Origin of the sequence: Nocardia sp. SSK8 (assembly GCF_037034205.1) — a bacterium.
In the GTDB taxonomy this organism is placed as follows: domain Bacteria; phylum Actinomycetota; class Actinomycetes; order Mycobacteriales; family Mycobacteriaceae; genus Nocardia.
Map to the genome: position 1 here is coordinate 24,186 of NZ_JBAGKD010000021.1, position 11,484 is coordinate 35,669.

The 11,484-nt window shown below is 70.5% G+C and carries 12 protein-coding genes; 5 read left to right on the forward strand and 7 right to left on the reverse strand.

Annotation, left to right across the window (positions count from 1 at the left end):
• Nucleotides 1-23: 23 nt before the first annotated feature.
• Complete coding sequence (locus WA675_RS26430; protein ID WP_336088005.1) at nucleotides 24-959, forward strand: esterase/lipase family protein; 936 nt, start codon at nucleotides 24-26, stop codon at nucleotides 957-959.
• On the opposite strand, the gene WA675_RS26435 is transcribed toward WA675_RS26430, so the two are convergent.
• Nucleotides 938-1,978, reverse strand: a complete 1,041-nt coding sequence (locus WA675_RS26435) for an alpha/beta hydrolase (RefSeq protein ID WP_336088006.1) — start codon at nucleotides 1,976-1,978, stop codon at nucleotides 938-940. The two genes, WA675_RS26430 and WA675_RS26435, sit on opposite strands and share 22 nt — an antisense overlap.
• A gap of 92 nt (nucleotides 1,979-2,070) precedes the next feature.
• On the reverse strand, nucleotides 2,071-2,892 hold the full coding sequence (locus tag WA675_RS26440) for an alpha/beta fold hydrolase (RefSeq protein WP_336088007.1): 822 nt from the start codon (nucleotides 2,890-2,892) through the stop codon (nucleotides 2,071-2,073).
• Nucleotides 2,893-2,962: 70 nt separating this feature from the next.
• Here WA675_RS26440 and WA675_RS26445 point away from each other — a divergent pair, with 70 nt between their 5' ends.
• Nucleotides 2,963-3,697 (forward strand): SDR family oxidoreductase, encoded by a 735-nt coding sequence (locus WA675_RS26445; RefSeq protein WP_336088008.1) that lies wholly within the window; start codon nucleotides 2,963-2,965, stop codon nucleotides 3,695-3,697.
• Between the two features lie 188 nt (nucleotides 3,698-3,885).
• Complete coding sequence (gene mscL / locus WA675_RS26450; RefSeq protein ID WP_336088011.1) at nucleotides 3,886-4,341, forward strand: large conductance mechanosensitive channel protein MscL; 456 nt, start codon at nucleotides 3,886-3,888, stop codon at nucleotides 4,339-4,341.
• 10 nt (nucleotides 4,342-4,351) lie between these two features.
• On the opposite strand, the gene WA675_RS26455 is transcribed toward mscL, so the two are convergent.
• Together WA675_RS26455 and WA675_RS26460 are read right to left on the reverse strand one after the other, a co-directional pair.
• Nucleotides 4,352-4,489 carry a hypothetical protein gene (locus WA675_RS26455; RefSeq protein WP_336088013.1) on the reverse strand — a complete coding sequence of 46 codons (138 nt, stop codon included), beginning with the start codon at nucleotides 4,487-4,489 and terminating at the stop codon, nucleotides 4,352-4,354.
• A complete protein-coding gene (locus WA675_RS26460; RefSeq protein WP_336088015.1) occupies nucleotides 4,486-5,073 on the reverse strand; it encodes an NADPH-dependent FMN reductase in 588 nt (195 codons plus the stop codon). Before WA675_RS26460 ends, WA675_RS26455 begins: the two co-directional genes overlap by 4 nt.
• Nucleotides 5,074-5,252: 179 nt before the next feature.
• Between WA675_RS26460 and WA675_RS26465 the strand changes: the two genes are divergently transcribed.
• A complete protein-coding gene (locus tag WA675_RS26465; RefSeq protein ID WP_336088016.1) occupies nucleotides 5,253-6,605 on the forward strand; it encodes an MFS transporter in 1,353 nt (450 codons plus the stop codon).
• Nucleotides 6,606-6,640: 35 nt separating this feature from the next.
• On the opposite strand, the gene WA675_RS26470 is transcribed toward WA675_RS26465, so the two are convergent.
• The 3 genes from WA675_RS26470 to WA675_RS26480 form a co-directional block, all read right to left on the reverse strand.
• Nucleotides 6,641-8,338, reverse strand: coding sequence for an amidohydrolase (locus tag WA675_RS26470; protein ID WP_336088017.1), 1,698 nt, complete (start codon nucleotides 8,336-8,338; stop codon nucleotides 6,641-6,643).
• Between the two features lie 92 nt (nucleotides 8,339-8,430).
• Nucleotides 8,431-9,567, reverse strand: coding sequence for a L,D-transpeptidase (locus WA675_RS26475; RefSeq protein WP_336088019.1), 1,137 nt, complete (start codon nucleotides 9,565-9,567; stop codon nucleotides 8,431-8,433).
• 159 nt (nucleotides 9,568-9,726) lie between these two features.
• On the reverse strand, nucleotides 9,727-10,770 hold the full coding sequence (locus tag WA675_RS26480; protein ID WP_336088025.1) for a UDP-N-acetylmuramate dehydrogenase: 1,044 nt from the start codon (nucleotides 10,768-10,770) through the stop codon (nucleotides 9,727-9,729).
• Nucleotides 10,771-10,969: 199 nt separating this feature from the next.
• Between WA675_RS26480 and WA675_RS26485 the strand changes: the two genes are divergently transcribed.
• Nucleotides 10,970-11,452, forward strand: coding sequence for a DUF2505 domain-containing protein (locus tag WA675_RS26485; RefSeq protein ID WP_336088022.1), 483 nt, complete (start codon nucleotides 10,970-10,972; stop codon nucleotides 11,450-11,452).
• Nucleotides 11,453-11,484 lie beyond the last annotated feature (32 nt).

Consider the following 11,484-nt stretch of genomic DNA (forward strand, 5'->3'; position numbering starts at 1 on the left):
GAATGCGCACGTGGAGAAAAGATTTGGCGGCGGTCGGTGCGGCGATCGCGATGACGGCGGCGGGTCCGGCGGCGGCACAGGAGCCCGCTACGGGTCCGCTGCCGGTGCCGTTCGATCTGGGGGCGGGAATCCTGCCCGCCGGGCTGTTTCCGGAGACGGCACCGGCGGGCGCCAACGACTGGAACTGCACACCCAGCGCCGAGCATCCGAATCCGGTGGTGCTGGTGAACTCCACCGCGACTTCGCAGGCCATCGCCTGGCAGGCCGGGGCGCCGTATCTGAAGAACAACGGGTACTGCGTATTCACCTTCAACTACGGCAATCTCGCGTGGCTGCCGGGCAAGGTGCCACTGCAGGCGCTCGGTGACATCCGGCTCTCCGCACGGGAACTCGGCGCCGAGGTCGACCGGGTGCTCGCGGCCACCGGGGCGGCGAAGGTGGATCTCGTCGGGCATTCGCAGGGCGGCGGGATTCTGCCGCTGTACTACCTGAACGTGCTCGGCGGGGCCGCCAAGGTCGACAAGATGGTGGGCATCTCCCCCAGTAACCACGGCACCACGCTGAACACCATCGCGTTCCTGCGTAGCTTCGTGCCGCCGGTGGGGTGGTGGGTCTACGAGGGGCTCGGTGACATCGCCCCGGCCTTGACCCAGCAGGCCATCGGGGACGAATTGTCCAGTGAGGTCTACGGTTCCGGTGATACGCGGCCCGGGGTCACCTACACCACGCTGGTCACCAAGTACGACCAGATCGTCACCCCGTACGACCAGCAGTATCTGGTGGGACCGAACGTCACCAACATCACCCTGCAGGACGGGTGTTCCGTCGACTTCTCCGAACACCTGGCCACGATGTACAGCGAGCGGGTCTGGCGGTTCGTGCTCAACGCGCTCTCGCCGGAGACGGCGAGCCCGGTGCCGTGCTGGCCGGTGTCGCCCTATTTCCCTGGCGTGCGTTGATCTTTCAGCGCGGCGGCGAACATCGGCCAGGAGCGGTGGAAGTCCTCGCGCCAGTAGCCCCAGGAGTGGGTTCCGTTGGGGCGCAGTTCGACTGTGGCGGGAATGTCGAGTTCGGTGAGGCGGGTGGCGAGTTGCTGGGTGCAGATGCCCGTCACCGCGTCGAGGGCGCCGCCGATGAGGAGCTGGTCGAGGAGTTTCATCGAATCTCCGCGCAGCCCAGGGCCGTCGACCGTGTCGAGGGGGCCGGGTAGGCCGGTGCCGGAGGCGATGTAGAGGGACAGGCCGCGCAGGCGGTCGGCGTGCAGGAAGGGGTCGTTGGCGGCCCAGAGGGGGTCGCCGGGCTGGCCCCACATGTTCACCGGGTCGCCGTTCTGGCCGGAGACGACCGTATTGACGATGGCGTGGCCCTGCGGACCGCTGGTGGCCACACACCCGCTGTAGGACGCCACCGCGCGGTAGAGGCGCGGGGCGGCCAGGGCCAGCTGGAAGGCCGCGGTACCCGCCATCGACACCCCGGCCACGGCATTGGCACCGGTGCCGTGGAATTCGGCGTCGATCACGCGCGGGAGCTCCCTGGTGAGGAAGGTGGTCCAGCGCTGGCGGCCGAGGACGGGGTCGTCGGCGCGCCAGTCGGCGTAGTAGCTGCCCGCGCCGCCGACCGGCATGACCACGGTGACCTGCTCGTCCGCCAGGAACTCGGCGATATCGGTGCGGGTCAGCCAGTTCCCGCCGCCGCGCCAGTCACCGTCGGGACCGCTGCCGCCGTCGACACCGTTGAGCAGGTACAGCACCGGCGCGCTCGCGGCGGGGTCGGCGGCGGGCAGCACGGTGACGGTCACCGGTTTGCCCATGGCCACCGAGTACACCACCAGCTCGACCACCCCGCCCGGCCCCGGCGACGCCGAGACGACCCACGCCGCGTCGGCGGTGCGCCCGGCGGGCTCGGCGGCCGCCACCGCGTGCCCGAATACCAATCCGGCCGTCAATACGAACAGCACACAACGCGTCACGACGCTCATGCGCCACCTCCATGACCGGCCGCAGACTGGCCGCGTCACACAGGGTAAAGGGCTCCGACCTGCGCCGGAGTCACTTCTGAAACATTAGCCCTTCACAGGCCGTCGAGGAACTCGCGCACCTCGGCGACGAAACGCGGGCGGTCCTCGATGAACAGGCCGTGCTGGGCACCGTCCCAGTAGGAGGCGCGCGCGTCAGGGGCGTTGTCGGCGATGTAGCGGCCGTTCTCGACCGGCACGACCGGGTCGGCGGTGCCGTGCAGGACGAGCACGGGGATATCGAGCGCGCGCAGGGTCTCGGTGTTGTCGACGGTGCGGTAGAACAGCGCCTTGCGGACCGAGGGCGGGGTAGCCAGGCTGCCGCCGAACAGGCGCTGGGCATCGGGGCCCTTGTCCTCGCCGGGGCCGGTATTGGCATTGCCGAACACGGCGAAGGCGCGCACGGCCCGGCCCGCCGCCTCGTCGAAGACACCCGGAATGGCCTTCTCCATGGCCGGACCGGGGGCCGCGCCGGGCACATCCCGGCCGATGTGGGCGGGCGCCCCGCAGTAGACGACCCCGGCGACCGCCCCGGTGCCGTAGGTGGCCAGGTAGTCGGTGGCGACGATGCCGCCGTAGGACCAGCCGAGCAGCACCGCGCCGGACTCGATGCCCTCGGCCGCGAGCACGGCGGCCACATCGGCGGCCCAGGCCTTGGGATCGTCGTAGCCGGTGCCGGGGTCGTCGGAGTAGCCGTGGCCGCGCAGGTCGACGGCGATCACCCGGTAGCACTGGGCGAGGTCGTCGGCGGCGGTGCCCCAGCAGCGCAGATTGCCCGCCCAGCCGTGCAGCAGCACCAGCGGCCTGCCCGTCTCCGGACCGGTCACCCGGTAGACGATCCTGGTTCCCTCGGCACTGACCGCATCACGAATAGCCATGCCGACAGGGTAGAGCGCACGGTGATCGCAGCCATGGCACGGGCGAATCGGCGGCGAATACCATCGACCCATGAGTACTCGAACCGCCGTCGTCACCGGAGCCAGTTCCGGCATCGGAGAAGCCACCGCCCGCACGCTCGCCGCGCAGGGCTTTCACGTCTACGTGGGCGCGCGGCGGTTCGATCGGGTCAAGCAGCTGGCCGAGGAGATCGGCGGCACCGCGCTCGAGCTCGACGTCACCGACGAGGACTCGGTGCGCGCCTTCACCGACGCGATCGGCGAGGTGAACGTGCTGGTCAACAACGCGGGCGGGGCCAAGGGCCTGGCCTCGGTGCTCGACGCCGACCTCGATGACTGGCGCTGGATGTGGGAGACCAATGTGCTGGGCACCCTGCGCCTGACCAAGGCGCTGCTGCCCAAGCTCATCGCCTCCGGGGACGGCCTGATCGTCACCATCACCTCCATCGCCGCCCTGCACGCCTATCCCAACGGCTCCGGCTACACCTCGGCCAAGCACGCCCAGGCCGTGCTGCACCGCACCCTGCGCGACGAACTGCTCGGTCAGCCGGTGCGGCTCACCGAGATCGCGCCGGGCGCGGTGGAGACCGAGTTCTCGCTGGTCCGCTTCGACGGTGACGCCGAGCGCGCGGCCAAGGTCTACGAGGGCATCGACCCGCTCTACGCCGCCGATATCGCCGAGATCGTCGGCTTCGCCGCCTCGCGCCCGGCGCACGTGAACCTCGACACCATTGTCGTCAAGCCCCGTGACCAGGCCGGTCCCGGCAGCTTCGCCCGGCGCTCCTGACCTGCGACGTTCAATCCCCGGACCGGACAACCGATCCGGGGCACTCCGCCGCCCAGGTGGCGGCCGCGCGCGCGTGCGCCGATACTGCCCAGGACCACCCTGTCGCGTTGCTGTGGATTCGCTACCGGCCTGGGTGGCCGTTAGCATCACCACGTTTGCCGATAGCCAGGATGAGGAGTGCTCCACCGATGCGCGGTATCAAGTCTGTTTTCGACGGGTTCAAAGACTTCCTGATGCGCGGGAATGTCATCGATCTCGCGGTCGCGGTGGTCATGGGTACCGCCTTCACCGCCGTGGTCACGGCGTTCACCAAGGGACTCGTCAACCCGCTGCTGGCGGTGTTCGGCTCGACCAACGAGCTGGGCCTTGGCATCCAGCTCATCGCCGACAAGCCCGCGACCTTCATCGCTGTTGGCCCGATCATCACCGCGTTCATCAACTTCTTCGTCGTCGCCGCGGTGCTGTACTTCGTGCTGATGCTGCCGATGAAGTCGCTGAAGAACAAGTTCGGCACCACCAAGGCCGCCGAGCCCACCGAGACCGAACTGCTCATCGAGATCCGCGATCTGCTGGCCAAGCAGCAGGGCCTGAGCACCGAAGAGGCCGAGTCGCTGAGCAAGGAACGCGCCAGCGAGTCGGTCTGATCGGCCTCGTTCAAAGCTTGTTGATGGCGACATTGACGATGGTCTGGTCCAGCGTCGCCATGATCATCCCGACCACCAGCACCAGCGCGATCCGCATCGGATCGCGGGTGGGGGCCGGGGCCGTCGCGGTGATGAGCACGGCGGTCACTTCCCGTACGGGCGGACGGCGCGGGCGGTGCGGAGGGCCTCGGCCCACCAGGTGAGTTGGTCGAGCATGGTCGCGGCGGCGGTCTCGGCGGCGTCGGGGTCGCGGAGGGCGCCGGTGTCGTCGAAGCGGCCCCAGGGGTTCGGGAAGACGACGGAGTCGCGGACGGTGACGGCGTGTAGTTCGGCGAAGACCGGGCGGAGGTGTTCGACCGCGCGCAGGCCGCCGGAGACACCGCCGTAGGAGACGAAGCCGACCGGCTTGGCCTGCCACTGGGTGTGGTGCAGGTCGATGAGGTTCTTGAGGGTTCCCGGGTAGCTGTGGTTGTACTCGGGGGTGACCACCACGAAGGCATCGGCGCGGGCGAGCGCGGCAGTGGCCGCAACCAGCGCGGGGTGCTCGGTGCCCGCGCCGAAAGTGGACGACAGTTCCAGTTGACCGGCGTCGATCACCTCGACGTCGAGGGTGTCGCGCAGGGCGGCCTGCCGGATGAACCAGTCGGCGACGGTGGGGCCGAAGCGGCCCTGACGGGTGCTGCCGATGACGACGGCGAGGCGCAGCGGGCGGATCGCGGTGGTGGCGCTCATGGTGGTTCCTCGGGCTCGGTGGCGGCCCCTCGGCCGCCGCTCCGACCTACCGTGCTACCTAAACCATTGTTCAGGTCAAGCTCGGCGGATTCTCGCGAGGCGGGAATATCTCGCGGTCTTCTCTGCTTATTGCATTCATACGCAGATAAGCGACCACGTAGCTTCGGAGGACCGACATCATGACCACCTCGCTGTTCGCCCACCGCGACTACCGGTTGCTGTTCACCGCCCAGGTCGCCGCGCTGTTCGGCACCGGCCTCACCACCGTCGCGCTCGGACTGCTCGCCTACGAGCTGGCGGGTGGGAACGCGGCCATCGTGCTCGGCACCGCGCTGACGTTGAAGATGGTCGCCTATGTGACCGTGGCGCCGATCGCGGGCGCGTATGCCGGGCGGTTGCCGCGCAGGCAGTTCCTGGTGGCGCTCAACGCGGTCCGCGGCGCGATCGTGCTGGCGCTACCGTTCGTCGACCAGATCTGGCAGATCTACGTGCTGATCACCCTGCTCCAGATCGCCTCGGCCGCCTACACCCCCACCTACCAGGCCGTCCTGCCCGACATCCTGCCCGACGAACGCCTCTACACGAAGGCGCTCTCGGCCGCCCAGCTCGCGGCGACCATGGAGACCCTGCTGAGCCCCATGCTGGCCGCGCTGGCGCTGAGCCTGATCAGCTTCCACTGGCTGTTCGTCGGCACCGGGATCGGGTTCGCGGTGTCGGTCGCGCTGGTGCTGGGCGCGCGCATCCCGAACGCCGAGGTCGGCGACGGGGCGATCCGGGAGCGGCTGGTGGCCGGGCTGCGGTTGTTCGCGGCGACCCCGCGACTACGCGGGCTGCTCGGGCTGAACCTGGTGGTCGCGGCGGCGGGCTCGGTGGTGATGGTCAATACCGTGAACTACGCGCGCGACGTGCTCGGCGGCACCCAGTCGGCGGTGGCGATGCTGCTGGCCGCCAACGGGTTCGGCACCATGCTGGTGGCGCTGACGCTGCCGCGCCTGCTGGACCGGCGCGGCGAACGGCCGATCATGCTGACCGGCGCGGGCGTGCTGGCCGTCGGGCTGACCGCCGCGATCGCGCTGTCGACGGTGAGCGCGGGCGACTGGCGGTGGGCCGCCGCCCTGGCGGTGTGGGCCATCATCGGCGCGGGCAACGGCCTGGTCCTCACTCCCACCGGCCGGGTACTACGCCGCTCGGCCCGCGCCGAGGACCGGCCCGCCCTGTTCGCCGCCCAGTTCTCGCTCTCGCACCTGGCTTGGCTGATCACCTACCCGATCACCGGCTGGCTGGCCACGACCGCGGGCTTCACCACCACCTGGGTCACCCTGGCGGTCATCGCGGCCCTGGGCGCCACCGCGGCGGTGCGGCTGTGGCCGCGCCACGACCCGGCCGAGATCACCCACGTCCACGAGCTGGGCACGGTCGACCCGGCCATCCTGGCCGACGCCATCAAGGTCGGGCCCCGGCACTACCAGCACACGCACGCCTACGTCATCGACCGCGACCACCCGCGCTGGCCGATCCTGACGAACGCGTGAGTGACCGCGCCCTCGGCAACCCGCCGGGGGCGTGGTCAGCAGCAACGGCCGAGGGGTGGTTGGGGGTTCGGGGCGGTGGGGGTCGGTAGGCCCGCGAGGAAGGCGTCGAGGTCGATGCGGTGGCCGCCGAGCCAGGTGCCCCGCACCTCGATGGTGGCGAGCTGGGTCGGGTCGATCGCGTAGGGGTCGGCGGAGAGTTCGACGAAGTCGGCCAGTTTGCCGATCTCGATCGAGCCGACCAGATGTTCGCGGCGCAGCGTGCGGGCGGCGTCGATGGTCTGGGCGCGCAGGGCGGCGTCGAGGGGGATGGCCTGGTCGGCGCCGTGCACGGTGCCCGCGCGGGTGCGGCGGGTGACCACGGTCTGGATATTGGTGAGCGGGGAGGGCGGGGAGACCGGACCGTCGTTGTGCAGGGAGACGCAGGCGCCCGTGGCGAGGGCGTCGCCGGTGGGTTGCCAGCGGCTGCCGTGGGCGTGGTCGAAGATCTGGCCGTCGAGCAGGTCGCCCCAGAAGTAGGTCTGGAACGGGGACATCGACAGGTACAGGCCCAGGCTCGCGGCGCGGTCGAGTTGCGCGCGGGTGGCCCCGCCGACGTGCTCGATGCGCCACCGGTGATCGGTGCCGAGCAGGTCGTAGCGGCGCAGGGCCGCCTCGTAGGCGTCGAGGGCGAGCTCGACGGCGAGGTCGCCGTTGGAATGGAACGACATCTGCCAGCCCGCGGGGGCGGCCTTGTCCAGGATGGCGTCGAGGTCGGCCCGGGAGTAGTTCAGCGCGCCGGTGCCACCCGCGGTCCTCGGGTCGATATTCGCGCGGCGGGTGGCCTCGGAATCGAGATACGGATACGAGGTGGCGGCGCTGCCGACCCACACCGACCCGTCGGTCCACAGCTTCACCCCGGCCTTGCGCAGCATCTCGTCACCGGCGGCGAAGGTGTCGGTTTCGACGTAGGTGTCGGTGGTCGACATCTCCCACAGGCTCACCCGCAGCGGACACGAGACGGTCGCCACCAGCGCCTCGTAGGCGGGTTTCTGATCGGGGTTGTAGGCCATGTCCGAGGTGGAGGTGTACCCGGCGCGCGACATCTCCGCGAGGAACAGCGCGCCCGCGCGCAGCGGGTCGTCCAGGTGCTCGATCAGCGGGTACATGACCGCGCCGAGCACCGGGACCTCGAAGCCCTGGCCGTCGAGCGAGCCGTCGGGCTTGCGGCCGAAGTGCCCGCCCTCGGGGTCCGGCGGGGGCGTCTCGGCCCAGCCGTAGCGCTCGATCAGCGCGGTGCCGAAATAGATGGCGTGCCCGGAATTGTCGAGCACGGCGGCGAGCCGGTCACCGAAGATCTGGTCCAGTTCGGCCGCGTCCGGTGCCGCGTGCTCGTGCAGCAGCGCGTCGAAACCGCTGAACACCAGCGGTTCGGCCGGATCGGTCGAGGCGAGCGCGCGCTGGAAGACCGCCACCACATCGGCCCAGGTCGGCGCCACCCACGGCGCGATCAGGCCGACCGGCGGCTGGGTGCTGACCCCGCCCAGGAAAGGATGCCCGTGCGGTTCGACGAAGCCCGGCAGCAGCGCGGCGGCACCGGTGTCGACGACCGGCGCGTCGGCGGCCACCGCCGTCCGGCACCGCGCCACCGACCCCACCTCGACGACGCGCCCGCCGGAGACCGCCACCGCCTCGGCGCGGGGCCGCGCCGGGTCCATGGTGATCACCGTGCGGGCGACCAGGACGACATCCGACACGGCCATCTCCCCTCGGTGAACGGCGCTGACCAGCCGAGACTATGCCGGTCGGGCCGTCACCGGGCACCGACACGCAGCGCGGGCACCCAGGCTCAGGCCGCGGGCAACGCCGACATGGACTGCCAGGTGGGCCAGTCGATCGCCCAGTCGTAGATGTCGCCGTCGGCGGCCGAGAGGTCGATGGAGGTGCCCGTCACCTCGACCGGATCGCCGTAGAGCGCGGTCGGGAAATACGCCTGGGCATCACTCGGCGAGAGGTTGATGCAGCCGTTGGTGACATTCGAGGACCCCTGCGCGGCCAGGGACTCCGGGTTGGCGTGGATGAACTCGCCGTTGTTGGAGATGCGCACCGCCCAGCGTTCCCGCACATTCGTATAGAACGGCGGGTTCGACATCAGGAAGTCCTCGTACTTCTCGGTCACCACATGGGTGCCCGAGCGGGTGACATTGCGCGCCTCGTTGCCCTCGCCGTAGGACACCGCGAAATCGAAGACGGTGGCGCCGTCACGCACCACCTGCATGCGGTGGCTGGGCGCGTTGGCGATCACCACCTGACTGCGGCCGATGGTGAAATCGGAGGTCAGATCGGAGTCGCCGTACACCCCGCCGCCGAGGTCGAGGCCGTACAGTTTCGCGGCCACGTGCACGGTGGTGCCGGGCGTCCAGTAGCTCTTGGGGCGCCAGTGCACCCGTGATCCGCCGTCGTCGGGCAGCCAAGCCCACGAACCCTCGGTCCCGGTGCTCGTGGTGACGGTGAGCGCCTTCTCCACCGCGGCCTTGTCGGCGACCGGCCCGGTGAACTTGATGATGATCGGCGCCGCGATCCCGACCTCCTGGCCGTCACCGATATTGATGGTGGCCGGGGTGGTCGACTTCGGGGTGAGCGTGCTGAAGCCGCCCTCGATCGGCACCTGCTTGCCGTCGGCGCCGGTGGCGGTGCCGGTCCAGGTGTAGGCGGCGCCGTAGCCGAGCGGTTCGGTGATCCGGTAGCCGGTGTGGTCGGCGGTGAACTCGCCCTCGACCTGCTTGCCGTCGGCATTGGTGAGGGCGACCTGGTCGATCCGACCGCTCGCCACCGTCACCGAGATCGGGGCGGCCGGGGCGACCTCGGTCGCGCCGTCGCCGGGCGCGAGAGTGACCTGCGCGACAGCGGCGGCGGGCGCCGAAACCGGGCCGGGACCGCCGGACGCGCAGCCGGTCAGCACCACGAGCGCCGCCAGCAAGATCACCGCAACCGCCGAGCGCGCACCACGAAGGCCCAGTTCACGCCTCTGTCCGGCCACAGGTCGTCCCGCCGCCCCGTGCGCACGCAACGAGGCGGTTACCGAAAGTTTGCTCACGCATCGAATGTACGCCGCGATTTCGGGCCGACCGCCCGGCGAAGCTGTCTAGAGGGTCACACCCACGGTGACCGGTTCCGGCTCCAAGATCACCCCGAAGCGCTCCCGCACGCCCGCGCGCACGGTCCGCGCCAGCGCGACGATATCGGCCGCGCGCGCCGAACCCCGGTTGGTGAGGGCGAGGGTGTGCTTGGTCGACAACCGCGCGGCCGCGTCCGCCCCGGGGAAGCCCTTGGCGAACCCGGCGCGCTCGATCAGCCAGCCCGCCGAGAGCTTGGTCCCGTCGGGCGCGGGGTAGGTGGGCACCCGCACGTCCGCGCCCACATGGTCGGCGATCGCGGCCAGGACCTGCGGCAACCGGTCCTCGGGGACGACCGGGTTGGTGAAGAACGAGCCCGCGCTCCAGGTGTCGTGGTCGGCCGGGTCCAGGACCATGCCCTTGCCCGCGCGCAACCGCAGCACCTCGGCGCGCACCGCGGCGGCCGGTCGGGTCTCGCCGTCGCCCGCGCCGAGCGCCTTGGCCAGCTCGCCGTAGCGCAGCGGCGCGCTCAGGCCGGTCGGGTCGAGGGCGAACTCGACCGCGAGCACCACCGCGGCGTCGCTGTGCTTGAGCACGCTGGTGCGGTAGCCGAAGCCGAGTTCGGCGGGCTCGACCCAGCGCACCTCGCCGGTCTCGCGGTCGAGCAGCTGCACCTGCCGCAGCAGGGTGGCTACCTCGACGCCGTACGCGCCGACGTTCTGCACCGGCGTCGCACCGGCCGAGCCGGGGATACCGGACAGGCACTCCAGCCCGCCCAGACCGAAGTCGACGGTCAACGAGACCACCTCGTCCCAGTTCGCGCCCGCTTCGGCGACCACGCTGTCGCCGAGGAGCCGCACCCCGTTGTTCCCCACCCGGACCACGACACCGTCGAAGCCCGCGTCATCGATGAGCAGGTTCGAGCCACCGGCGAGCAGCAACACCCGGACACCGGCCGCGTCCAGCGCCCGTACCGTGGCGATCAGCGCGTCGGTAGTGCCACATTCGGCGACCAGCGCGGGCCCACCGACCCGCAAGGTCGTGAGCTCGGACAACAGCACCGATTCGCGCACCACCGCGCCGGTATCGGCGAGGAGGTCACGCACCCGCGCCGCGCTACCGGTGGATTCCTTGTTGATCGCCGCGTTCACATGCCGATCATGGACCACATCGCTGCCGCAGGTCCATTCCCCGCGCACACCGGCACGGTGAGCCGCCGATCCCGCGCCCTAGCAGGGCGAGCACCGACGGACACCCGGTAGCGTGTCGCGCATGGCTACACCTCTGGCGTTCACGGCTCGCTACACCCATTCGGTCGAGGCGGTGCGCGCGGCGTTCTCCGACGAGCAGTACTGGAAGGCCCGGATCGAAGAGGTCGGCGGCCCCGGCGCCCGCATCGATTCCTTCCACACGGACGGTGACCAGGTCCGCGTGCAGATGGTGCAGGCCATCCCCGCCGAGCAGCTGCCCCCCGCCATCACCGCCGTGCGCCCCGGCGACCTGGTGATCCCGCGCGTGGAGACCTACCAGGGCACCTCCGGCACCGTCGAGGCCCACGTCGACGGCGCCCCGGCCAAGGTCACCGCCACCGCCACCCTCGCCGCCGACGGCACCGGCTCCACCGCCACCGTCACCGGCACCATCGAGGTCAAGATCCCGCTCTTCGGCGGCAAGATCGAAGCCGCCATCTCCGAACACCTCCTCGAACTGCTCAACAACGAGGCAGCTTTCACCGAAGAGTGGCTCAACCGCTGACTGCAAGCCGCTGACCAGCATCTCCCGGCCAC

What these genes read in the sequence shown, in the direction of transcription:
- WA675_RS26435 (WP_336088006.1), bottom strand. Translation starts at nt 1,978, where the DNA reads ATGAGCGTCGTGACGCGTTGTGTGCTGTTCGTATTGACGGCCGGATTG.
- WA675_RS26440 (WP_336088007.1), bottom strand. Translation starts at nt 2,892, where the DNA reads ATGGCTATTCGTGATGCGGTCAGTGCCGAGGGAACCAGGATCGTCTAC.
- WA675_RS26445 (WP_336088008.1), top strand. Translation starts at nt 2,963, where the DNA reads ATGAGTACTCGAACCGCCGTCGTCACCGGAGCCAGTTCCGGCATCGGA.
- mscL (WP_336088011.1), top strand. Translation starts at nt 3,886, where the DNA reads ATGCGCGGTATCAAGTCTGTTTTCGACGGGTTCAAAGACTTCCTGATG.
- WA675_RS26460 (WP_336088015.1), bottom strand. Translation starts at nt 5,073, where the DNA reads ATGAGCGCCACCACCGCGATCCGCCCGCTGCGCCTCGCCGTCGTCATC.
- WA675_RS26465 (WP_336088016.1), top strand. Translation starts at nt 5,253, where the DNA reads ATGACCACCTCGCTGTTCGCCCACCGCGACTACCGGTTGCTGTTCACC.
- WA675_RS26485 (WP_336088022.1), top strand. Translation starts at nt 10,970, where the DNA reads ATGGCTACACCTCTGGCGTTCACGGCTCGCTACACCCATTCGGTCGAG.